This is a genomic window from Streptomyces albireticuli, from assembly GCF_021228125.1.
GTDB lineage: Bacteria > Actinomycetota > Actinomycetes > Streptomycetales > Streptomycetaceae > Streptomyces > Streptomyces albireticuli.
The window spans coordinates 155,740-180,336 of the sequence record NZ_JAJQQS010000010.1 but is presented as its reverse complement, the minus strand read 5'-3'; the positions used below and the strand labels follow the sequence as shown (position 1 = coordinate 180,336).

Genomic DNA, 24,597 nt, shown 5'->3' with positions numbered 1-24,597 from the left:
GACGGCGTGGATGGACCGCGAGGCCCACCTGGCGACGCACGGACCCGCCCCGGACCTCGGCCCCCACGAACTCGCCGCTCTCGCCGAGGACATCGGCCTGCGCGGCCGCGGCGGCGCGGGCTTCCTCTTCGCCCGCAAACTCCGGGCGGTCGCCGACGCCCAGCGGCACAGGAACCCCGGCGCCGCCGTCGTCGTCAACGGCAGCGAGGGCGAGCCGGGCTGCCTCAAGGACACCGCGCTGCTGCTCCACGCGCCGCACCTGGTCCTCGACGGCGCCGTGCTCGCGGCCAGGGCCCTCGGCGCGCACCGGGTGGCCGTCGGCGTCACCCGGCCGGACGTCGAACGGTCCGTGGCCCGGGCGCTCGCCGAACGGGACCCGGCCGGGCCCGCCGGCCCGGCCGTCGACGTCACCCTGCTGCCCGAACGCTTCGTCACCGGCGAGAGCAGCGCGCTCGTCCGCGGCATCGACGGCGGCCCCGCACTGCCCTCCGGCCGCCGCGTCCGCACCAGTGACAGCGGCCTGGGCGGCCTGCCCACCCTGCTGTCCAACACCGAGACCTTCGCCCAACTGTCCCTGGCCGCACGGCTCGGCGCCGCGGGGTACGGCGCGTGCGGGCTGCCGACCGAGCCCGGCACCGTGATGCTGACCGTCGCCGGCACCCACGCCGTGGAGACCCCGACCGGGGTGCCCCTGGCGTACGTCCTGGAGCTCTGCGGCACCGCGCCCGGGCAGGGCGTGCTGATCGGCGGCTACCACGGCGGCTGGCTGCCGCCCGACGCGGTGGGCGCCGCCACCGTCTCCCGCGACTCGCTCGCCGCGGCCGGCGGCGTCCTCGGCGCCGGCGCCGTGCTGCCGCTGCCGGAGACCACCTGCCCGGTCGGCGAGACCGTCCGCGTGGCCCGCTGGCTGGCCGCGCAGTCGGCGGGCCAGTGCGGCCCCTGCGCCCTCGGCCTGCCGGCGCTCGCCGACGCGCTCGCCGACGCCGCGGCGGGGGGCGGGCAGGGCGCCCTGGACGCCGCGCGCGCCCGGATGTCCGCCGTGGAAGGACGCGGGGCGTGCGGACACCCCGACGGCAGCGCGCGGTTCGTCTCCTCCGCCCTCACCGTCTTCGGCGAGGAGTTCGCCGCCCACGCCCTGGGCCACGGCTGCGCGCGCCGCACGCTCGGCGCGCTCCCGCTGCCCGCCGACGGGCCGCGCCCGGCGCCCGGGCCGCTTCCCGTCCGCGGCGCCGGCGCCGCGCGGTCCCCGGCGGGACGGCTGCTCGTCGACTGGACCCTGTGCCGGGGCCACGGGCTGTGCGCGGACCTGCTGCCCGGCCTGCTGCGCCTGGGCCCGGACGGCTACCCGGAGCGGGCCGCCATGCCCGTGCCCGCCCGGATGCGCCCGAGGGCGCTCCGGGCGGTACGGCGCTGCCCCGCCCTCGCGCTGCGCGTCGAGACCGCCGGCTGAGAGCGGCGGGGCCGTTCCGCCACCGGTCTTCGTCACCGGCTTTCGGTACCCGGCCCTGTCACCCCCCTGTCACCCGACCCTGTCACCGGTTCCGGCACGTGGTCTCTGTCATCCGGTGACAAATTCCCGGGCCCGTTGAGCACCGGGCGGGCCCGCCCCGTAATCCCACGGCAACGGCGGACCACCGCCGGGCCACGAGCAAAGGACAGTTCATGAATAAGCGTCAGGTCTCCCTCGCCTCGGCGGCGGTCACGGTCGTGCTGCTGACGGCGGCCTGCGAGGGCGGGGGCGGCTCGTCCGCGACGGACGACTACGGCAAGGCCCCCGCCGGGAACAGCTCGAAGATCGACGACGGGTACGGCTCGGGCGGGTCCTCGTCCTCGGACCCGTCCGCACCCGCCTCCGAGGGGACGAGGAGCGCCGAGGCCGGACGGCTCGCCGTGCGCGACGCCCCCGGCATCGGCTCCGTCGTCGCGGACGCCAAGGGCCGGACCCTTTACCGCTTCGACAAGGACACCGCCGGTCCGTCCGCCTCCCGCTGCGACGGCGACTGCGCGAAAGCGTGGCCGCCCGTGCCCGCCGACGACGCGAGCGCCACCTCCGGCATCGGCGCCGCGCTCGGCGAGGTGGAACGCGCCGACGGCACCCGGCAGCTCACCCTCGCCGGCTGGCCCGTCTACCGCTACGTCAAGGACACCACCCCCGGTGACACCAAGGGCCAAGGCGTCGGCGGCACATGGAACGCGTTCGCCCCCGACGGCAAGAAGGCCGGCGGGAAACCGGCCGACGGGCCGGACGCCTCGAAACCCGCCGACGCCCCGGACGACGCCCCGAACCCCGCCGGCCGGGCGAAACCGGCCGCCGAGGGCGTCTCCGTCAACGACGACCGGACCCTCGGCAAGATCCTCGTCGACGGGCGGGGGCGCACCCTCTACCGCTTCGACAAGGACAGCGCCTGGCCCATGAAGTTCGCCTGCGCCGACGCCTGCCTGGACACCTGGAAGCCCGCGAAGCCGGTCGAGAAGAGCGCGGTGCGCGGCGTGCCGGAGAAGCTGATCACCACCGTGACGCGCCCCGACGGCACGAAGCAACTGGCCGTGGACTGCTGGCCGGTCTACTGGTTCACGGGTGACAAGAAGCCCGGGGACACCCAGGGACAGGGCAAGCAGGGACTCTGGTTCGCCGTCGACGACCAGGGCGGGAAGGTGACCACCCCGGCGGGCTGAGACGGGTGGCTCCCCGGGTGGCGGGACCTCCAGGGAGACCCCGCCACCCGGCCCGGGTCAGGCCGGAAGGGCGTCGACCGTCGGCGTGACCGTACCGAAGAGATCGGTGATCGTCGTCAGGGCACCGGCCTTGAGCGCGGCCGCGGGGACGACGGTGCCGTCCGGGGCGGCGAGCGAGCGGGTGGCCGTGGCCTCGGCGACGACGGTGGGCCGGTAGCCGAGGTTGAAGGCGCCCTCGGCGGTGAACGTCACGCACATGTGCGTCATGAAGCCGGCCAGGACGAGGTCGTCACCCGCCCCGACACCGAGCTCCGTCAGCGTCTTGACCAGCTCCGTGTCGTGGAAGGAGTTCGGGAAGCGCTTCACGACGACGGCCTCGCCCTCCACCGGGGCGACCTCGTCGCTGATGCGGCCGATCTCGGCGCGGATGTCGTACGGCGATCCCTCGCCACCGTCGTGGAGGATGTGGACGACCGGCGTCCCCGCGGCCCGGGCCCGCGCCAGCAGCCGGGCACCGGCGGCCAGGGCGGCCTCGGCGCCGTCGAGCGCCATCACGCCGGAGCGGTAGGTGTTCTGGAAGTCGATCATGATCAGCGTCGACTCGCCCAGCCGGGGCGGGCGGTTGTCCATGCCGGACACGTCGCGGAGCGTGGTGGAGGGGCTGGAGGGGCTGGAGGGGGTGGAGGGGGTGGAGGGGGTGGTGGTGGAGGTGGTCATGAGAGGTCCTTTTCGGAATTGGTGTGTCATGGAAGGGGATGAAGAAGAAACTGGTCGAACGGGAACGGTCCCCGGGAATCCGGGCACGGCGGAGCCGCGCGGCCGGCCGGTGTCCGCGTCGGTGCGGCGGCCCGCGTTCCGGGCGTGGGGGACGTCCGTACGGACCGGAGGGATCAGGTGGTGGTCGTACGGAAGCGGCGGCGGTACGCGGCGGGAGTGGTGGCGAGCTGCCGCCGGAACGCCCGGTGCAGGGTTTCGACCGAGCCGAGTCCGGCGATGGCCGCCACCCGGTCGAGCGGGTGGTCGGTGCCCTCCAGCAGGCGGCGGGCCGCCTCGACCCGGGCGGCTTCGACGTAGGCGGCCGGGCTGGTGCCGGTCTCCTGGGTGAAGACCCGTGCGAAGTGCCGTTCGCTCAGGCACATCCGGGCCGCCAGGGCCCCTGCCGAGAGGTCCTCGCCGAGGTGGTCGGCGATCCACAGGCGCAGCTCGTCGATGTCCCGCCGGGAGGCGGCCGGCCCGGCCAGCGGTACGGAGAACTGGCTCTGCCCGCCCTGCCGCTTGAGATACATCACCAGCTGCCGGGCCACCGCGAGCGCCACCTCCTCGCCGTGGTCCTCGGCCACCAGGGCCAGGGAGAGGTCCAGACAGGCGCTGATCCCCGCCCCGGTCCAGAGCCGGCCCCGGTCGGCGCGGACGAAGATCGGGTCCGGGTCGACCGTGACGGCCGGGTGGTCGGCGGCCAGCTGGGCGGCGGTCGACCAGTGCGTGGTCGCCGTCCTCCCGTCCAGCAGGCCCGCCGCCGCCAGCACATGGGCGCCCACGCACACCGACGCCACCCGCCGGGCGTGCGGCGCGGTGGCCCGTACCCACTCCACGACCTCCGGGTCGACGCGGGCCACCGGGCCGGAGTCGCCCCGGTCGACCGCGCCCGGCACCAGCAGGGTGTCCACCCGCGCGCCGACCTCCGCGAACGACAGGTCGGCGCACAGCCGCACCCCCGCCGACGTCCGGACCTCGCCCGCCCGGGGCGCGGCGAGCCGGACGTCGTAACGGGCGCGGCCCCCGGTCTCCCGGTCGGCCAGGGCGAACACCTCGGCGGGGCCGGTGACGTCGAGGAGATCGACATCGGGGAAGACCGCGATGACGACACGGTGCGTAGTGGGCATGTGTCCATCGTCGGGGGTGAAGCCCATGGCCGCAATGACGGTTTCCTGTCACATCCGGACATGGGCCCACGCGGGCGGCCGTCACCCCGGCTCATCTCGGCCCGTCACCCCGGCTCATCTCGGCCCGGGCCACCCGCCGCCCATCTCGGCCCGTCACGCCCACGCTCACCTCAGCCCGTCGCACACCTCCAGCACCAGCTCGGCGACCGTCTCCGGGTCGCGCAGCATCAGCAGGTGGTCGCAGCCGGGCAGCCGGACCAGCCGGCAGCCCGGGATACGGGCGGCCATCTCCTCGTTGCACCGGACGACCTCGGGCTGGTCCAGCTCCGCGAGCACCAGCAGACACGGCGTGTCCAGCTCGCCGAGCCGGTCGAAGGAGGGCGGATCGGGCACCTGATGGGGGTAGTTGGTGAACCAGGCGGGGACGGCCGCCCGCACCTGCGCGGCCGCCTCGGCGTCGTCGCCCGTACCGGCCGCCGCCCAGGTGCGCAGCGCCAGGGCCACCAGGCCGTCCATGTCCCCCGCCTCGGCCAGCCTCTCGATCTCGGTCATCAGCTCGGGTGAGGTGAGCCCCGGATAGCCGGTGACGCCCGGGCACAGCAGCGCGAGCGCGGCGACCCGCTCCGGGTGGCCGAGGGCGAGACTCACCGCCGCGACCCCGCCCATGCTGGAGCCCACCAGGGCGGCCCGTTCCACCTCGAACCGGTCGAGGACCGCGACCAGGTCCTCGACCAGCGAATACGGGGCCGTGGCCGCCGGGGACCGCCCGTAGCCCCGTACGTCGTAGCGGATCACCCGGTGCCGCCGCGCGAGGCGCGGGACGACCGGGTCCCAGACGGTGGAGTCACCGATCCCGGGATGGAGCAGGACCAGCGGCAGGCCGTCCCCTCCGGAGTCGTCCGCCCATACCTCGCCGTCCTTGACCGACACCATGAGTTCCATGAGCCAAGTCTCCTCGGGGCGTTCCCGGGACCACCAGGGCGGACGGGTGGACGGGCGGACGGGCGCGTCCGCCTCACGCCGGTGGCGGCATCGCGGCACGGATGGCGTGGGCCAGTTCCGGCAGGTCCCAGTAGACGGAGTGGGTCCACAGCCCGGCGGACGCGGAGTGCGGGAGGGGCACGTCGACCGGGGGAGTGCCGTCGTCGAGGGTGAAGACGCGGGAGGCGGCGAAGGCCAGCACGTCTAGCGGCTGCCACAGATTGGTCCAGCGGGCGAGGGAGGGCGGCAGCGGGACGGGGCCGCCGCCCGCGTAGGCGGGGAGGCTGCCGCCGCGCGGGTCGCAGAGGTGGAAGTACGCGGCCTGGGAACCGAAGGTGAGCAGGGACGACGTCCACAGCGGCACCCGCGCCGTGGCCATGTCGACCGCGATCACCCCGCCGAGGCTGTGCGCCACCACGCGCACCGGGCGGTCGGGGCCGCTCCCCAGCGCGGGGTCGACCGCGGCGATCCGCTCCCGTACGCGGGCGTGGATCCGCTCGCGGTGGCGCTGGTACACCAGCACGTCGCCCAGGAACCGGGTGGTGCCCGGCCCGAAGCGGGTGCGCAGCCCGTGGTTGACCCTCCCGGCGAGCGCCTGCATCGCGGCGCCGGCCACCCGGTCGAGGTCCGCGAGCCGGCGCCGCACCACACCGCGCAGGCCGCCGCCCCCGGAACCCGGCCCGCGCAATCCTCCCCAGTCGGGATCCGTCTCCTGGGCGCCGGCGTCCGCGACGGCGCGGGCGATGGCCGTACCAGCCTCCCTCAGGAGCACCGGGTCGTCGGTGAGCGACAGCCAGCGCGTCGAGGGCCAGGCGTCGGCGAGCTCGGCCAGCACGTCCTCGCCGTCCGGCCCGCCGGGCCCCGCGGGGCCGCCGCGCAGCCCGGAGTCCTCCGTACCGTCCAGGCCCTCGCGGACCGCGTCCCGCACGGGGCCGGGCAGGCCTCCGGCACGCGCCGGCCCGCCCCCGCCCGAAGAGGCGGACGGTGCGGACAGCGCGGACAACAAGGCTTCGGGCGACGCGTCGGCCACCCCGTCCTCCGGATCAGGCCCGGCCCCGTCGGCGTCCCGGAGCCCGCCGGGCCGGGCCGGGAGCGCCAGGTCGACGAAGCGGTCGTCCGCGCCGAGGTCCCCCCAGTGGACCGGTACCAGCTCCATGTCCCCGCCCACGGCGGCCCGTACGGCGGCGACGGTCGTGGCGAACGCCCGCGCGTCGCGGTTGCCGACGCCGTGAATGACGAAAACCGGCTCGCTCATGGCTCTCCCGCTCTCCTTCGGTCCTGTCGGTCGGTCTCATGGCGCGGAGGCCCGGGCGGCCGGGCTCCCGTACATGGCGTAGGCCAGCCAGGTCGGGTCCCCGCCCTGGTCGCGGATGGCCCGGCGGGCGTTCAGGGACGCCTCGCCCAGCGTCTGGCGGTGGGTGAGCAGATGGTCGTAGAACGCACCGGCGAACGTCAGGGCGGAATCCGAGCGCACCGGCCACAGGGTGCCGACGAACGCCCCGGCCCCGGCCTTGAGGAACTGCGGCGCCCAGCCCATGCCGGAGGAGAACCAGTCGATCTGCCCGGCGCTCCGGCACGCGTTGAAGAACACCAGCGGATGCGTGGCGCGCAACGCCCCGGACTGGGTGGCGTAGGCCAGGTCGACCGGGTCGAACGGCCCGTCCGCCATCGCGACATGGGAGCCGCCGCTGGTGAAGGCGTTGTGGCAGGCGAAGTGCAGCAGGCCCGTGAGCCCCCTGTCGATCAGCGTGCTCACGGCGGACCCGTGCGTCAGGGTGCCGCCGTAGGCCACCCCGGAACCCAGCCTGGCCCGGAGGGCCGCGACCTCGCGCTCCGCCTCGGGCGGCGAACCCGGCGGCACGACGAACGCCGCGCGCGACAGGACCAGCTCGCGGACCCTGTCCTGCCCGAAGACCCGCCGCACCACCGGCAGCCACTCCGCGAGGAAACCCTCGCCCTCCCGCTCGCCGTCCAGCGGATACAGCAGCTCCCAGGGCACGATGTCGTGCTCGCCGAGCACGGTCAGCGCCGTGACGCGCCCGGCCTCGTCCCAGAACTGCCGCCGCACCGCGTCGGGCACGGCACTGGCCCACAGCTGCACCCCCAGGTTGCGCAGCCGCCGCCGCGCCCGGTCCGTGTCGAGCCCGCCGCCGGGCCCGGCCGCGGCGGCCGTGCGCCGGAGCTCGTCGTAGATCCGTTCCGTCGCGCCCCGGGAGTCCCCGGCCAGGAGGCGGAAGGACTCGGGCGCGTACGCGGTCTCGCCGAGCAGCTGGAAACTGTGCGAGCCGTCGGCCTCCTTGTGGACTTGGAGGCTCACCTCCCCCGGGTCGAACGCGGTGCTGAGCGGGGCGCCCCGGGTCGGCCCGTCCCGGGCCGGGGTACCGGTCCGCACGGAGATCTGGAGCCGCAGTTCGCCGAGGAGCGAGCCGCCGCGGAAGGCCCGTACGGTCACGGCGTGGAGCCCCGGGGCCATGGTCCGCAGACCGAAGTGCAGGACGTCCGAGTCCCGGCCCGGGAGGACGGTCAGCTCCTGCTGGAGGTCGCCCAGCGCCTGGAGGCCCGGGGCGTGCACGGTGACGAGCAGCCGGGCACCCTCGGCCGGGATCGCGAACGCCCGCAGCGGTACGCCCTCTTCCGTGGTGCCGCGTGTGACCTGGACGTGCAGGGGCACCTCCCGGCCGGGCGGTGCCTGCTCGGCCAGCTGGGCGGTGAGGCGGCGGGGGTCGTCGGGTTCCGCGGGTTCCGGGGGATCCGTGGGTTCCGGGGTCGCGAACGTGACGGTGGGTGCGCCACGGGGCCGGGCGCCCGGCGGCATTTGCTGGAAGGCGGGCGCTCCGGTCGGCTGCTGATAACTGGGCGGCTGCTGATAAGGGGACAGGTCGCGGCCGATCACAGTCGGTTCGGCGGGCGCGGGCACCCCCGCCAGGTGCTCCTGGAGCCGTGCGTGCCTGAACTGGTAGGTGGGTCCGGACCGCCGGAGCACACCGAGGCGGTGGGCGTCGGCGAGGAAGGACCGGAGCCGCCACGGCAGCTGTCCGCGCGCGGCGAGCACGCTCCGGGACAGGAGGTAGGACGGCCAGAGGGAGGAGGCCGACGCCAGGACGACGCACAGCAGACCGAGGGACAGCAGACCCGGCCCCGGGGCGGTCAGGGCGTCCGGCGCGGAGAACGCCCAGACGGCCCCGGTCACGCCTACCAGCGCGGCGGCGGAGGCGCCCCGGACGAGTGCGACGCGTGGCTCGGACCGGAGGGATGCCCGGGGGCCCCAGGCCGGCGCCCGGGTCTGCTTCCGCTCCGTAGCCGGAACCGACCGGCGCAGCTCCCACCAGGCCAGACCGCCGGCCGGCCGGTCGTGGAGGCGGCGGGCCAGGTAGGCGAGGTAGTGCCGGGCCTTCTCCGGATCCCACGCGAACCGTTGGAAGGGGTGGCTCTCGGAGCGGGCGAAGACGGCCGTGACGAATCTGTCGAGGAGGTGTTCCTCGACGGCGACGACGCTCGGGAACCGGGCGGGGTCGGCGAGCTCGGCGGGGTGGGTGCCGCGGCGGGCGTAGACGGTCGCCGCGAGGGACACCGTCAACGGGTTGGTCAGAGCGCGGGCCAGCGGCCCGTCGGGGTCGTGCCGCACATGGGCGGCGACGGTCATCCAGCCCTGTCCGTCCCGTTCGTACGGGTTGGCCCGGCGCAGCATGCCGAGCGCCTCGTCGACGGGTACGGGGGCGGGCCCGATCACCGTGACGCCCGCCAGGGGCGTCGTCGCGGCCGTGAGGCTGCCGTACTCATGGGTGCGGCAGGTGATGACCAGGGGGGCGTCCCAGGGGAGGTCCGTCCGCAGCGCGTGGAACGCCGAAACCCGTGCGTGGAGCGGAAGTTCGTCCAGGCCGTCGAGGACCGGCAGCACCTGTCCGCCGTCCAGCAGGACCCGCGCGGCGAGGAGCCCGTGCGCCCGTGAGCGGGTCGGGCCCGGGTGGGCGGTGGCGATCCCGTCGCACAGCCAGTCCCGCAAGGTCATGCGCGCGGGGTCGAAGGAGGCGAGCGGCAGCAGCACGGGGACGGGTCCGCCGTCTTGCGCCTCCCGGTTTCTGAGCAGTGCCAGCGACAGCAGCTGGACGAAGGTGGACTTGCCCGAGCCCGGCGGGCCGACGACCACGAGCCGCGGCGCGTCCATGCGACGGAAGACAGCGGCCAGGTCGTCCGACTCGTTCGACCGGAAGACCGGGGGTTCTCCTTCCGCGCCGGAGCCGGAGAACGACGAAGGGGAGCCCGCCACCGGCGACCACACCACCGGCAGCGCCAAGTCGGACAGCCGCCGGAGCAATGTCTCTTCCTCGTACTGCCTGCGGAGCCGCCGGGCGAGTACCTCCACCGCGTCGTGCCGCGTGTCGGCCGGCCACCGGAGCGTGGCGGAGGACATCCGGGCCGGCCACGACGTGACCAGCGCGGCCGCCAGCAGCGCGAGGACGCCGACGACGCCGAGGATCGCGGTGCCCGTGAGGAACGACCGATCGCTCAGCCACCACAGCGCCAGGGCCGCGGCCGGCGGAACGCCGCCCATGAGGACTCTCAGCACCCGACGCCGCCGCACCCGCTCCACCCCGTTCCGTCGATCACGCCCGCCCCGTACGCCCGATGCTCCTGACACACCTGGGCACCCGGCGCAACGACCCCTCGGTGCCGCCGGTCACGTTCAGGGCCCGGCGGCGGTCCCAGGCAGAGTGCCGGACGGGGCGTGCGTACGCCAATGGTCCGGACGGGGCGGTGCGTTGAAGTCCACCGCAACACTCGCTGCCATCTCCTTGCATTTGAAGGAAAGTCAAGGAGATGGATCATGAACGTCTAGCGGGAATCGGTCCTTCACCCGTGGATTCCGGCCGTCGCTGAGGCGCTCCGATCCCTGAGGTGCGTAGGGGCCCCTAGCATCGGTCGGGCTTCCCGGGAACTTCTCGGGAGCATGTGTCAGGGAGGCATTCCTGTGCGCACCATGAAGGCCATCGCCGCGCTCGCCCCGATCGCCCTGGGAGCGATCCTCACCCTTCCCGGCGGCGCCGTCGCCGCGGGTCAGGATCACACCTCGGACAAGGCCACGTCCCAGGCCGGCGCCGCGGCGTTCCGTAACTTCATTCTGCAGACCGGTACCGCGCTCCACGAGACCGACGACACCTTCGCCACCGCGACCGCCGACTGGGACCGTGACGGCCGGCCCGATCTGGTGGCGGTGAAGAAGAGCAGAACCGGCACGAACAGCACGGAGGTGCACGTCCTCTCCGGGGCGAGCAACTTCCAGCGGTTCGTGCTCCAGACCGGCACCGCGCTCCATGAGACGGACGGGACCTTCGATTTCGCGCTGGCGGACTGGGACCGTGACGGGCGCCCCGACCTGGTGGCGATCAAGAAGAGCCGGACGGGCACCAACAGCACCGAGGTGCACATCCTCTCCGGTGCCAGCAACTTCCAGCGCTTCATATTCCAGAGCGGTACGGCACTCCATGAGACCGATGGGACCTTCGACTTCGCCACCACGGACTGGGACCGTGACGGGCGCCCCGATCTGGTGGCGGTGAAGAAGAGCCGGACGGGCACCAACAGCACGGAGGTGCACGTCCTCTCCGGGGGGAGCGGTTTCCAGCGGTTCAGCCTGCAGACTGGTACGGCGCTGCACGAGACCGACGACACCTTCGACTTCGCGGCCGCCGACTGGGACCGTGACGGGCGCCCGGACCTGGTGGCGATCAAGAAGAGCCGGACCGGTACCAACAGCACGGAGGTGCACGTCCTCTCCGGGGGGAGCGGTTTCCAGCGGTTCAGCCTGCAGACCGGCACGGCGCTGCACGAGACCGACAGCACCTTCGAGTTCTCCGTCGCGGACTGGAACCGTGACGGCCGTCAGGACCTGGTGGCGGTGAAGAAGAGCCGGACGGGCACGAACAGCACCGAGGTCCACATCCTCGGCTGACCGGTCCCGCCGGAATCCGGACCCTGAATCCCGGACCCTGAATCCCGGACCCTGAATCCCGGACCCTGAATCCCGGACCCCGGACCCCGGACCCCGTATCCCGGACCCCGTATCCCGAACCCCGTATCCCGAATCCCGTCCGCCGGCGGTGACCGGCGCGCACACCCGGAACCCACCCCGGCTCTTCCCGCGGCCCTTCCCAGTTTCCCCGCCGCGGGGAGAGCCCCGGACCGTACCCGGGTGCCTGGGGGCGCCTGGGGGGTGCCTGGGGGTGCCATGTCGGCACCCTCCATACATCCGGCGCGTCCTGTGGGGTGGTGAACCATCGGCCCACCGTGGTGCGCGCGCCTAGGGTGCGGGCATGACCACGCCGCCGCCCGCCCCCGTTCCGGACCCCGAGGCCGATCACACCGCCCCTGCCCCCGTCCCCGTCCCCGTCCGCCCGTCCCCGGGCCTCCAGGGCCGTACCGCCCTCGTCACCGGCGCCGCCGGCGGCATCGGCGCGGCCTGCGCCCTCCGGCTCGCCGCCGCGGGAGCGCGCGTACGGGCACTGGACCGCGACGGGCCCGGTCTCGACGTGGTCGTGGCGCGGGCGGGGTGCCTGGCCGGCACCGTCGAACCCGTCGTCCTCGACCTCACGGACCTCGACGCGGCGGAGCGGGCCGCGGCCGGCACCGACATCCTCGTCAACAACGCCGGAATCCAGTGCGTACGCCCCATCGAGGACTTCCCGCCCGACGTCTTCCACACCGTCCTCACGCTCATGCTGGAGGCACCCTTCCGCCTCCTCAGGGGTGCCCTGCCGCACATGTACGAGCGTGGCTGGGGCCGGGTCGTCAACATCTCCTCCGTGCACGGGCTGCGCGCCTCGCCCTACAAGTCCGCCTACGTCGCTGCGAAACACGGCCTCGAAGGGCTGTCCAAGACCGCCGCCCTCGAAGGCGCCACCCATGGGGTGACCTCCAACTGCGTGAGCCCGGGCTACGTGCGTACGCCCCTGGTAGAGCGGCAGCTCGCGGACCAGGCCGCCGCCCACTCACTGCCCGTGGAACGCGTGCTGAGCGAGGTGCTGCTGGCCGACTCGGCGCACAAGCGGCTCGTCGAACCGGAAGAGGTCGCGGAGGCCGTCGCCTACCTCTGCGGGCCGCACGCCTCCTTCGTCACCGGGACCAGCCTCGTCATGGACGGCGGCTGGACGGCGCACTGAGCCCCTTCCACCCTCTGCCCTACCCCCCCACGAACTCCCGGGAAAGTATGTGGAAGCGACACCCGGTGCCCGGGATCCTGTGCCCATGTCCACGCCTTCCGTACCTCCTGTGCCCGCCGTCTCTCCCGCACCCGCGCCCGTACCCGAACCTGAACCCGAACCCACGCCCGCGCCCGAACCCGTACCCGCGCCCGTACCCGACGACCACACCGACGGCGGCCCCTCCGCCGCGTACCTCGCGCTCCTCGCGCACGGCGCGCCCGCCGAAGCGTACGAACGCCCCGTGCTGCGCGCCCGCGCCGAGGGGGCGTCGCCGGACCGCCTCGCCGCGGTGGAGCGCGCCAAGCTCCTCGCCCTGCGCGTCCGGGCCGAACTGGAGGACCGCAGACGGCGCGAGGCGGAACTCTCCGCCCTCTTCGCCACCGCCCACGACCTGGCGGGGCTGCGCGACCTCGACGCGGTCCTCACCGCCATCGTGCGGCGCGCCCGTTCCCTGCTGGGCGCCGACGCCGCGTACCTCACCCTCAACGACCCGGCCGCCGGGGACACCTACATGCGCGTCACCGACGGCTCGGTGTCCGCCCGCTTCCAGCAGCTGCGGCTCGGGATGGGGGAGGGGCTGGGCGGGCTCGTGGCCCAGACGGCCCGCCCGTACGTGACCGAGAGCTATCTGGACGACCTCCGGTTCCGGCACACCGGGATCATCGACTCCGGGGTGCGGGACGAGGGGCTCGTCGCGATCCTCGGCGTCCCGCTGGAGCTCGGCAGCGGTGTCATCGGGGTCCTGTTCGCCGCCGACCGGCGGGCCAGGGTGTTCGACCGGCAGCAGATCGCCTTGCTCGCCTCCTTCGCGGCCCACGCGGCCGTCGCCATCGACACGGCCAACCTGCTCGCCGAGACGCGCTCCGCGCTCGCCGGGCTGGAGACGGCCAACGCGACCGCCCGCGACCGCAGCGCCACGATCGAACGCGCCGCCGGCATCCACGACAGGCTCACCGAACTCGTCCTGCGGGGCGGGGGCGTCCACGACGTGGCGGAGGCGGTCACGGAGGTGCTCGCCGGGCACGTCGAGTTCCTGGAGACCGAGGACTGCCCGGTGCCCGCCGTGGAACGCTCCCGCGCGGACGGCCGTGCCGTCCGGCACGGCGACGGGTGGATCGCCGCGGTGTCGGCGGGCGGCGAACTGCTGGGCGCCCTACGGCTGCGCGGCCAGCCCTGCCTCGACCCGGTGGACCGGCGCACCCTGGAGCGGGCGGCCATGGTCACCTCGCTCCTCCGGCTCGCCTTCCGTTCGGCGGACGAGGCCGAGCAGCGCGTACGCGGCGAACTCCTGGACGACCTGATCGACGCGCCCGACCGCGACCCCCGCCTCCTCCGCGAACGCGCCGCCCGGCTGCGCGCCGCCCTCGACACCCCGCACCTCGTCCTCGCCGCCCGCACGGCGGACGAGCACGCGGACGCCCCGGCCGACCGCCAGCGCCTGTGGTCGGCCGCCTCCCACCTGGCCGCCACCCGGCACGGCCTGGCCGCAGCGCGCGACGGCGGCACCGTACTCCTCCTGCCCCACGGCCCGTACGACGACGCGACGCGTACGGCGCGGCACCTCGCCCAGCGGCTCGGCGCGGCCGTCCACGCCCCCGTCACCGTCGGCGCCGCAGGCCCTGTACCCGCTCCGGACAGCCACCCCGGAGCCGTCGCCACCGCTTACGCCGAGGCCCGCCGCTGCCTGGAGGCCCTGCGCGTCCTCGGGCGCGACGGCGACGGCGCGGCCGCCGAGGACTTCGGCTTCCTCGGCCTGCTCCTGACGGGCGGTGCGCACGGCCGCGACGGTGCGCGCGTGGGGGAGTTCATCGCCCGGACGATAGGCCCGGTCGTCGACTACGACGCGCGGCGCGGCACCGCGCTCGTGCGCACCCTCGACGCCTATTTCGCCGGCGGGGCGAGCCCGGCGCGCACCAAGGACGCGCTGCACGTGCACGTCAACACGGTCGCGCAGCGGCTGGAGCGGGTCGGCCGGCTGCTGGGCCCGGACTGGCAGACGCCCGCCCGGGCCCTGGAGATCCAGCTGGCGCTGCGGTTGTACGGGCTGTCAGCGGCGCTCGGCGACTGAGGAGCCGCCGCCGGTACGGGCCGGAGCCCGGCCCGTGTCGTCGTCCGCCTCCGCGAGGTCCCGGTGCCGGGTCTCCCGCGCGCACCCCACCGCGACGAGCGTCAGCACCGCGGCCGCCATGACGTACAGGGCGACCGGCGTACCGCTGTCGTGCTCGGCGAGCAGCGCCGTGGCGATCAGCGGGGCCGGCGCACCGGCGGCCACGGACGCGAACTGCGCCCCGATCGAGGCCCCCGAATAGCGCATCCGGGTGGCGAACATCTCGGAGAAGAAGGCGGCCTGCGGCGCGTACATCGCCCCGTGGCAGACCAGGCCGACCGTCACGGCCACGACCAGCGCCCAGAAGCGTCCGGTGTCCACGAGCGCGAAGAACGGGAACGCCCAGATCCCGACGCCCGCCGCCCCCAGCAGATAGACGGGCCGACGGCCGACCCGGTCCGACAGCGCGCCCCAGGCGGGGATGACGGCGAAGTGCGCGGCGGAGCCGATCAGCACCGCGTTGAGGGCGGTCTGCTGGGAGAGGTGCGTCCGCTCGGTCGCGTAGACGAGGATGAAGGCGGTGATCACGTAGTAGCTGATGTTCTCGGCCATCCGGGCACCCATGGCGACGAGTACGTCGCGCCGGTGGTCACGCAGCACGGCGACGAGCGGCGGGCGCTCGGCGACACCCCCTTGCTCCTTCCGCGCCTCGGCCCGGGCGAGGGCGGCCTTGAACACCGGCGACTCGTCGACGGACAGGCGTATCCAGAGCCCCACCATCACCAGCACCCCGGACAGCAGGAACGGCACCCGCCACCCCCACGCCTCGAAGGCCCCGTCCGACAGCACCGCGGTCAGCGCGGACAGCACCCCGGTGGCGAGCAACTGCCCGGCAGGCGCCCCGGTCTGCGGCCACGCCGCCCAGAACCCCCGCCGCCGGGCGTCCCCGTGCTCGGACACCAGCAGCACGGCCCCACCCCACTCACCCCCCAACGCGAACCCCTGCACCAACCGCAGCCCGGTCAGCAGCACAGGCGCCGCCGCCCCCACGGCGGCGTGCGTGGGCAGCAGCCCGATGCCGCACGTCGCACCCCCCATCATCAGCAGACTCACCACCAACAACTTCTTCCGCCCGAGCCGATCCCCGAAATGCCCGAAGACCAACGCCCCGACGGGCCGCGCGACAAAGCCCACGGCATAGGTCAGGAAGGAGAGCAGAGTGCCGACGAGCGGATCGGAGCCGGGAAAGAAGAGCTTGTTGAAGACGAGCGCGGCGGCGGACCCGTAGAGGAAGAAGTCGTACCACTCGATAGTGGTCCCGATGAGGCTCGCTACGACGATTTTGGGGAGCGAGTTGGGAGTTGGGGTGGCTGGGGGAGGGGTGGCCATGGTCATCACTTCCGGGTAAGGGAGGGGCGCGTCATTGCGTCGCCACACCGTAGGAAGGCGCAGGTCAGGGGCCTATGTGGCGGGGGACCACACTTCGGGGGCGGGGTGTGAGGGCAGCGCCCATGAGGGGGGTGCTGCGGGCCCGGCGTACCGCTCAACTCGAATTAGGAATTCGGTGCGGAGCTATGTCGCGATTGGGGTGATCTAGCACTCGGGTGCGGATTCCCGTGCTGACTTGGTGCTGACTAAAATCCCACGTCAGCAGCCCTGGTCACCTATCCCGTGCTGACTTGGTGCTGACTACGGAGCGTTGAACTTCGACATTCGGGCATGGATCGGACCCTGCGTTGGGCCGGAGGACTCCTCGGCCCGATGGGTTGGGAGACCGCCGCACCACCTGGGTCCGCTCTATGTGGAGGACGTCGCCTCCGATGAGATCAATGCCTGGAAGGCAAGCTCGCTCTCTCTGCAATTCGAGGGTCGTGCGCGAGAAGTTCGGCAAGTGGCCCTCGGGCGTCGGAGCCAGCGTCCCCGAGCTGCAGGACAGCGAGGTCGCCGTTCGACGAGGACGAGGCCGCCGAGGTCGGCTGGGTCCCGGATCGACAGCCTCGAGTGCGGGCCTGCCTTGGTCGCCGGCCCCGCACTCGGTACCACCTGGCACAGGTAGGCGGAACCGTCTCTTGGCGTCCACGTGGTCCAGATCGCTGCCGTTCACGCAGGTGGGGCCTTTGTGGTTCAGGTGCGTCGATGGTGTTGGTGACACGAATGTGACACGTGATGGTCACCGAGGCTCCTGCCGGGCAGGTGTCGGCGGGGGGTCTGCGTGCGACGTTTGGCAGTTGCCGCAGTTCGGAACGGTCTCTTGGAACTGTGCAGGGGGCGTCATGGTTACTGAGGGGCGGAGCCGCTTTGAGGTGGGACCAGCGGTAGATGGTGCGGCTGTGGCGCCGAATTTCGGCTAAGCCGCGGTGAACGTCGGCGAACGTAACCGACGTCCAGGTGCGTGGCCCGGGAGGTCTACCGCCTCGTCCAGGGGTGGCGTTCAGGGCCCGGGGTGCTCGCGAACGCCCCTTTAGCGCGCTCGGGTGCGGGTGCGGTGAGATCGGCCATGGACGGCGCACCGGCGATGGTGGTTCCATCGGCGCGCGAGCGCGGCGGAGAGCGCTTTCGGGGCGCCCGTCAAGACCTAATTTTCCGTCAGGCCGGATCAGCTCTTGATCATCTTCTGGTCATTTCCCTCGTGCGCCCCACCGTGGATGCGCACTGTGCGGGAGGGTGGCGCTTCGTCAGATCGGGAATCGCCACGAGAAGGGGCATACATGGGTCCGGAGAGCTCTCGCACCAGGGTCTACGGGGGCAGGCATTATCTGCACGTTGCTTTCGTCCGTCACCAGGGCACGACTGTCGCGCTCGCGATGGACGAGCACCGGCGCATCCACTACAGCGTGCTGGACCTGAACAGCACCGGGGCTCCGCAGGGCCGGGGCGCCGCGGCCGGAGGCGACCTGGACGTGTTCCACTGGTCGGAGGAGCCGCGCGAGCTGTGCTTTCCCCGCGAGGTGGCCCGGACCGGGTACGCGGCGGTCGGCGGTACCCGGCTCCCGCGGGTCAGGCAGGGTTCGCCGGCTGAGGTCGCCGACGACGAGGTCCTCGCTGCGGACGAGGTGGACACCTTCCGATCGTCCACTGCCCGGCTCACGGCCGACGCCCCCTTCCAGGCTCTTTCGGACGGCAAGCACATCTACGTCTTCCGGCAGTCCGTCGACGTCTCGCATGAGGACGCGTTGTTCCGGCTGAAGGGTGGTGGCGTCTCCAGGCAGGAGGGGCGTAGCGACTACCTGACGACCGGGGAGGGCGAGGCGGCGCACCGTGTGCCCTTGGTGGCCGACGGGTTGCTGTGTGACCGGTTCACGCTCGGCGGTGACCGGTTGCACCCGGTCGCGGAGGTGCGCTACCGGCGCAGCCGGCACCGCTCCCGCCCGGATTCGGCCAAGGACAGCCTTGGCACGAAGGACATGGACGGCAACGACTTCCACGAGCCGACGCTGCACCTGACGTTCGCCGGCGAGGTGCGCAACGGCCGGTTCACGGTCCTTCTCCTGCCCACGTCGGTGAACGAGCTGCGGCGCTGGCAGTTCTTCGTCCACAATCCCGTCGCCGGACGTATCGAATCCATCAATGTCGAGCAGTCCGAGGACGGCTTGTTCGACACCCAGGGGTCCCGCCTGTACACCAGCCCGGACCCCAGGTACCAGGATGCCGTTCTGGAGCGCAGTCCCGGTCAGTGCCCGATCACGCAGAAACCTTTGGTGCCGGTCGTGCCGGACACCGGGTTCGCGGCGACCGCGTTGGCGTTCGACGCCACCGGTGAGTCCCGCGTGGAGATTCCAGTGCCCGAGGGGATTCCGCTGGGCAAGGGGCCGTACACGGTCGAGGCGTGGATACGCAGGACGAGCGACGAAGCCGCCACACTGCTGTCCGCGGACACGGGCAAGGGCGTGGTGGAGCTCGCCTTCGCCGCGTCCGGTGAGTTGCGGCTGCGCCACCCCGAGGCCGGCGGCGAGGGGGTCTCCGCCTCGCGGGTCCCGGACTCGGGCGTCCCCACCCATGTGGCGGTGGTGTACGACGGCGAGCGGGCCACGTTCTTCGTCGACGGCGTGCAGAGCGGTGACCCCCAGGAGCTGGCTCCCGCCTCGGAGAGCGCCACGCGGCTGCTGATCGGTGCCACCACGGGCGACGACGGCGCCCCGGCCGGCTTCTACTCCGGCGAGCTCGACGAGATACGGCTGTGGACGCGCGCCCGCGGCGCCGATGAGCTGGCGCAGGACCGGACGTTTCGCCTGGTGGGTGACGAACCGGGCCTGGCGGCGTACCTGCGCTGCGACGACGGCTCCGGTGCGACCGTCTACGACCAGACGACGCACGGCCTCGACGGCACCCTTCTGGGGTCGGTCGGCTGGGTCACCTCACAGGCACCGGTCGCCGACCACCCCGGGATCCGCAAGGACAGCTTCCGACTGCCGGGCCGCACGGTCGGTGATGGGCTGACGGCGGCGCTGTACCACCAGCAGGAACAGGCCGTCACCGGTCACGGGGGTGAGGCCAAGCCGGTGAAGCGGCACGCCCGGGTCCTGCTGACCTTTGCGACGGAGCCGACGGAGCCGACGGAAACGGCGGAGGGTGGCGGCGAGGGCTGTCTTGCGGCACTGGACTTCGCCGTCTCGCGCGAGGGCCGCCTGGCCCAGGTGCCCGACGTGCTGGATCTGCCGGGCATCGGGGAGACGACGAAGCCGGACGACCCGCAGGAGGCCGACACCCTCCGTCAGGCGATCGGAGAGCTGGAAGGGGAGCTGGAGGAGATCCGCGCGGCGCGGAAGCAAGCGGAGAGCGACAGTGAGGACGCGAACTTCAAGGCGCTGACGAAGAAGCGGGATCGCCTGAAGCGGCGGCTCGACGGGCACTCCCCGCGGACAAGCAACCCCTTCGACATGGGCGCGTTCGTCATCGGCTTCGGTGAGAACAGCTCGGGTGAGCGCCAGTACCTGGCCGTGTCGAAGGACGCGAAGGGTCGGGACGAACTCGTCCTGCGACCGGACCCCTTCGACGAGGCTGCCTTGTGGGCGGCGAATGGACACCGAGAGAGCTGGGAGCTGTTCAGCCGCTCGGCCATGAAGGCGCTGAAGGCCGATCAAAAGAAGCTGATGCTGAGCAGCGATGGGCACTCGCCTGTCCGCGTCGTGCCGGTCGAGGACGGTCGCTACGCCCTTTACTTCAAGGGCATGGCAGTGGCCGTACGCGAGAACCGACCGGTTCTCGTGCTCATGGACAAGCCGGACGAGAGCCGCAGCAACGTCCCCAGCGTGGAGATCACCGACTACCGGCGGATCGAAGGCAAGCGTGAGCTCCGCCTGCTCGAGGAGCGACTGGACACGGCGCGCGACCTGCGCGACGGCTACGACTTCCTCCAGATGGACCTCGACCTCTACGAGGAGGAGCTGGCCGCGAAGCGGGAGGAGCTCGGCCGGCTCACCAGCGGGCTCAGCGGTCGCAGCACCCCGTCCCTGCCGATGCCCTTCCTCGGCCAGGACCACCGTGGCCTGGGCTACTCCGGCGCCCTGCTCACCTTCACCCGTGGGTCCAAGGCGCCGGTCCTGTCCGAGAGCGGCGCGGGACACCTGGGGCTGTACTTCCGTGACGCCGAAGACGGCTTCACCTCCGCCTACTACGGCACCGATGTCGCGCGCGCCGCCAAGGACCTGACCCTCACCAGCCGGTCCAAGATCCGGCTGACTGCCCGGGACGCGGCCTTCGACCTGGCCCAGGTCACCGTCGAGGTCGGACCGGACACGGTCGGATCCTTCCCCGACCGGTGCACGGTGACGCTCCGCCGCACCCTCTCCGACGGCACCGGGGCCGAGGAGGAGGTGTGGCCGCTGATGCCGCGCCGGGCCGATCACTTCGCCGACATCCTCACCGGTGTCCGCGGCAGCGCCGTCGTGGTGGGAACGACCGACTCACTGTCCGCCGGCACATTGACGCTCACCGCCGGCGGTACGAACCAGCCGCTGGGGGCCGGGAGTCTGCTGCGGCTCGGCGGCCAGGTGTACGCCGTGTCCGCCAAGGCCGCGGAAGGCGCGACGCAGCTCGCGCTGACTTCCGCCTCCACCGATACCTCCACTGCCCCCGTCGTACCGACCGGCACCGCCGTGGAGCTCATCGCCTACGATCCCTCCCTCGTGCGGCTCAGCCGTCCCGGCGCCACCGCCGTCCACGGCGCGCGTTGGGTGACGGCCGCCGTGGTCGGCCCCTCCGCCGCGGTACCGGACGGCAAGGCCACCGACCTCGCCAAGGGCCGCCCCGCCGCCTGGTGGGGTGAGACGCCCGGCCGAGCCCTGTTCTTCGGGCCGCAGACGAAGCCGCTGCGGCTGCCCGACGACCGGCTGGGGTCCGTCCGTGCGCCCAGCGACCTGACGCTGGAGGCGTGGGTCCGTCCCGAGGGCGGTGACGTGAGGGCCCCGATCGTCCTGGCCAACGTCCCCGATTCGCAGTACGTCCTGGCGCTGAGCCGCCCCACCACGGGCAAGGACGGTGCGGCGGCGGCCGGACCCGGCGTGGACACGGGCCGACGTCCCGTCGTCGGCGTCGGCGACCGCTTCGTGGCCGGGCTCGATCCCGTCCCGGACGCGCGGTGGACGCACATCGCCGCGGTCTACGGCCAGTCGTGGGCCGTGCGACTGGACGGCCAGGCCTCGCTGGAGGTCGAGCACGCGGACGACCTGGATCTCAAGGGCGACCTCACGCTGGAGGTCTTTTTCCGCACCGACGCACTCGGCCGGCGCCAGGGGCTGGTGTCCAAGGGGCGGCTGGCCTCCGGTGACGGGGGCGGGGTCCCCTACCAGCTGACGATCGCGGAGGACGGGCTGCTCGCCCTGGCGATGGAACTCGGCGACGGGACCATCGTGCGGGCCTGCTCCAGCGCCAAGGTGGTCCCCGGCAGGTGTCACCGTGTCGCCGTGGTCCGCAAGGCCGGCCGCGAGATGGTGGAGGACAAGGGCCAGACCACCGTCCAGGCCACCGGCCCCGACGGCAAGCCCTCGACCCTCACCTTCCCGGCCGTCAAGGGCATGAGCACGCGCCATTACTTCGACATCTCCTTCACCCTCGACGGGCAGCCCGCGGGCAGCACACGCATCCGGGTGGAGGCGCCGCTGGGCACGGAGTCGGCGCTGGAGCTCGGCTGCGGCTGGGAGCGCCAGGAGCCGTACCACTTCGCCGGTGACATCAGCGAGGTGCGGATCTGGAACACGGACCGTCCGGTCAACTGCCACGGCAAGGGGCTGGGCCGGCGTGAGCAGGGGCTCGTCGCCCACTGGCGCTTCGAGGAGAACGAGGGCGCCACCGCCCGGGACGAGCGCGACGCGCACCCGGCGAAGCTGCGGCACGCGGAGTGGACGAAGAACCCGGACCCGCGGGGCAGCGCCTTCCAGCTCTACATCGACGGCCGGCCCGTTCCCAGCGAGCCGCTCAACCAGGCCAAGGCCCTCGGTGAGGTGGGGTACGGCGCGCAGCAGTTCGCGCTCGGCGGCCGCGCCGTCGAGAAGAAGGGCATCTGGGGCCGCTTCAGCGGAACCCTGGACGAGGTCCGCGTCTGGCGCACCGCTCGGACCGAGGAGCAGATCCAGGACAGCCTCTTCACCCGGCTCAAGGGGGAGAAGGAGGACTTGCTGGCCTACTACTCCTTCGACGACGCCTCCACCGAGCCCGGTGCCACGGCACTGATCGACAACGGCCCGCGCGGCTGCGACCTGCCGCTGCCCGCGGACGGCCGGCCGCAGCCCACGATGTCGTCGGCCCCGGTCTCCGCGGACATGCCCGAGGTCCGCACCGCCTTCGCCACCGGACAACCCGGATACCTCCGGCGGATCGACGGGGTGCCCGCGGTCGCCGAGTACTCCGACCTGCAACGGCTGCCCGACGGCAGCACCCGGGGAGTGCTCAAACGCTGCTACGGCTACCTCCACGACGGCCGCTGGCACCTGGTCACCGGCTTCAAGATCGGCGACCTGACCACCGAATGGGTCGGCCAGGTCCAGTTCGACCCGCAGGTCATCGGCTACATCGAGGGGGCGCCCCCGGTGCCGTCCGAGAACCTGGTGGCCACCAAGAACCCCCGCAACCTCAGCTACATCAACACCTCCTCAGTGGAGTTCACCCAGGCGGACAAGACGGTCCACACCCTGTCCTCCTCGCGCCAGAGCAGCGTGGACATGACCTACGCGCTGGCGCTCACCCACGAAGTGGATGTCAACACCCTGCTCATCAGCGCACCGCTCGGCTTCGGCATCGCCAAGCCGGTCGCCGAGGGCGGCGCCTCCCTCGGCGTCTCCGGCAACCTGGAGTTCTCCAACGCCTGGGGGCACCAGACCGACATATCCCGGGAGACCGAGACCACACGCGCCACCACGGTGGGACTCTCGGGCGGCTGGGAGAGCGACGACCCCGGGGCCCAGATCGACCCCGAGGGCGGCCGCCGGTTCCAGCCCTCCAACACCGGCTACGCCCTCGTGCAGTCCGAGACCGCCGACGTCTTCGCCCTGCGCCTGGTCCACAACGGTGCGCTGGTGTCGTACCGCATGCTGCCCAACCCGGACATCCCGCGGGACTGGAACCTGCTGCCCTTCGCGATCAACCCCCGCTACGTCAAGCAGGGAACCCTCGACGGCACCGTCGGCATGCGCGAGAGGGCGGATGCCACGGGGAAGCTCAAGGCGGGCAAGATCCTCGACCCGGACTACGCCGACGCCGCCGATGACGGCGAGTTCAGCTACTTCAAGCCCCGCGAGGCCTACGCCCTCAAGCGGCGGCTCATCGAGGAGGAGCAGCGCCACCAGGCGTACTACGAGTCCGTCTCCACCGAGACCGCCGCCGAGGACCCCACCGCTGCCCAGGCGCGCAAGCTGCTTGACGACTTCATGGGGTCGGCCCGCAAGCCCGACGATCCCGCCCGGCGCGATGCCGCGGGGGCGGCGCGGTCCGTCGCCCGCCGCAACATCGCCAACACCTATGTGTGGACGGCCGACGGAGGGTTCTTCGCCGAGAGCACCCAGGGCGCGGACGCGGTCACCGAGACCACCACAGGTTCGTACAACTTCGCCGGCCGCGCCGGGGTGTCCTTCGGCACCGGCGTGAAGATCTTCGGGATCGGCGCCGAACTCCATCTGGACGCCTCGCTGGGCGGCAGCCTCACCCGGACCCGTTCCCGCAGCAAGGAGTCCACGCGCTCGTTCAGCCTCACGGTCAAGTGCGATCCTCCCGGCGACATGCAGAAGTACGCCGTGGCCCAGGGGAGCAAGGATCCGGGCAAGGACCCCGACCCGGTCTACGAGAACGGCAAGCCGGTCGAGGTCAAGGGCCGCGTCAACGCCTACCGGTTCATGACCTTCTACCTGGACTCCGACAAGGAGAACTTCGAGGACCTCTACGGGAAGGTCGTCGACCCGGCCTGGCTCAAGAGCTCCGACCCCAACGCGGCGGCCCTGCGGCAGGCCCGGCAGTCGGAGACCAAGCCGCCGTGCTGGCGCGTCCTGCACCGGGTCACCTTCGTCAGCCGTCAGCTCCCCGACGCCCTCCCGGACGACGCCCCGGCGCTGGAACGGGCCATGGCCGCCGAGAGGATCTCCAGCAGCTACGAACTGATCCGCCGACTGGACCCCTTCGTCAAACCCCACCTGCACGACCACCGGTCGATGGCCCGGGCCGTACGGGGAGCGATCAGGGAACAGCTCCCCGAACTTGCCCCGCATGAGGATGAGGTGATCGACTTCTTCGCCCGCTACTACGACATCCAGCCCTGAGCCACCCGCTTCCGTGTCCCGGCCGTCACCGTACGGCCGGGACACCGGTGGTCGCATGCGTGGCCGGA

Annotated in this window: 12 protein-coding genes; 6 read left to right on the top strand and 6 right to left on the bottom strand. The window is 72.9% G+C overall.

The genetic code is table 11. The features are described 5' to 3' along the window. Positions 1-10: 10 nt before the first annotated feature. Both LUZ64_RS19905 and LUZ64_RS19900 read left to right on the top strand, forming a co-directional pair. Positions 11-1,450, top strand: coding sequence for an NADH-ubiquinone oxidoreductase-F iron-sulfur binding region domain-containing protein (locus LUZ64_RS19905; protein WP_095583087.1), 1,440 nt, complete (start codon positions 11-13; stop codon positions 1,448-1,450). A gap of 212 nt (positions 1,451-1,662) precedes the next feature. Next, the gene (locus LUZ64_RS19900; RefSeq protein ID WP_095583080.1) at positions 1,663-2,676 is read left to right on the top strand and encodes an SCO0930 family lipoprotein; all 1,014 of its coding nucleotides are present in this window, start codon (positions 1,663-1,665) and stop codon (positions 2,674-2,676) included. Positions 2,677-2,733: 57 nt separating this feature from the next. On the opposite strand, the gene LUZ64_RS19895 is transcribed toward LUZ64_RS19900, so the two are convergent. The 5 genes from LUZ64_RS19895 to LUZ64_RS19875 all read right to left on the bottom strand — a co-directional run bounded on the left by LUZ64_RS19895 (position 2,734) and on the right by LUZ64_RS19875 (position 10,092). After that, the gene (locus LUZ64_RS19895; protein WP_232398642.1) at positions 2,734-3,393 is read right to left on the bottom strand and encodes an isochorismatase family protein; all 660 of its coding nucleotides are present in this window, start codon (positions 3,391-3,393) and stop codon (positions 2,734-2,736) included. A gap of 173 nt (positions 3,394-3,566) precedes the next feature. Further along, on the bottom strand, positions 3,567-4,559 hold the full coding sequence (locus tag LUZ64_RS19890; protein WP_095583088.1) for a GlxA family transcriptional regulator: 993 nt from the start codon (positions 4,557-4,559) through the stop codon (positions 3,567-3,569). Between the two features lie 165 nt (positions 4,560-4,724). After that, positions 4,725-5,501, bottom strand: a complete 777-nt coding sequence (locus tag LUZ64_RS19885; protein WP_095583082.1) for an alpha/beta fold hydrolase — start codon at positions 5,499-5,501, stop codon at positions 4,725-4,727. Between the two features lie 73 nt (positions 5,502-5,574). Then, positions 5,575-6,795 carry a hypothetical protein gene (locus LUZ64_RS19880; protein ID WP_095583083.1) on the bottom strand — a complete coding sequence of 407 codons (1,221 nt, stop codon included), beginning with the start codon at positions 6,793-6,795 and terminating at the stop codon, positions 5,575-5,577. 36 nt (positions 6,796-6,831) lie between these two features. Next, a complete protein-coding gene (locus LUZ64_RS19875; protein WP_095583084.1) occupies positions 6,832-10,092 on the bottom strand; it encodes a CHAT domain-containing protein in 3,261 nt (1,086 codons plus the stop codon). Positions 10,093-10,518: 426 nt separating this feature from the next. Here LUZ64_RS19875 and LUZ64_RS19870 point away from each other — a divergent pair, with 426 nt between their 5' ends. The 3 genes from LUZ64_RS19870 to LUZ64_RS19860 all read left to right on the top strand — a co-directional run bounded on the left by LUZ64_RS19870 (position 10,519) and on the right by LUZ64_RS19860 (position 14,807). Then, entirely contained in the window at positions 10,519-11,490 is a 972-nt protein-coding gene (locus LUZ64_RS19870; protein WP_232398673.1) for an FG-GAP repeat domain-containing protein, read from the top strand. A 361-nt stretch (positions 11,491-11,851) separates the two neighbouring features. Next, entirely contained in the window at positions 11,852-12,697 is an 846-nt protein-coding gene (locus LUZ64_RS19865) for a 3-hydroxybutyrate dehydrogenase (protein WP_095580297.1), read from the top strand. A gap of 85 nt (positions 12,698-12,782) precedes the next feature. Then, the gene (locus LUZ64_RS19860) at positions 12,783-14,807 is read left to right on the top strand and encodes a helix-turn-helix domain-containing protein (protein ID WP_095580299.1); all 2,025 of its coding nucleotides are present in this window, start codon (positions 12,783-12,785) and stop codon (positions 14,805-14,807) included. Here the strand turns inward: LUZ64_RS19860 and LUZ64_RS19855 are convergent. Continuing rightward, on the bottom strand, positions 14,787-16,175 hold the full coding sequence (locus LUZ64_RS19855; RefSeq protein WP_232398672.1) for an MFS transporter: 1,389 nt from the start codon (positions 16,173-16,175) through the stop codon (positions 14,787-14,789). The genes LUZ64_RS19860 and LUZ64_RS19855 overlap by 21 nt on opposite strands. 1,319 nt (positions 16,176-17,494) lie before the next feature. On the opposite strand from LUZ64_RS19855, the gene LUZ64_RS19850 reads away from it, so the two are divergent. After that, a complete protein-coding gene (locus LUZ64_RS19850) occupies positions 17,495-24,529 on the top strand; it encodes a LamG domain-containing protein (RefSeq protein WP_095581689.1) in 7,035 nt (2,344 codons plus the stop codon). Positions 24,530-24,597: the final 68 nt, after the last annotated feature.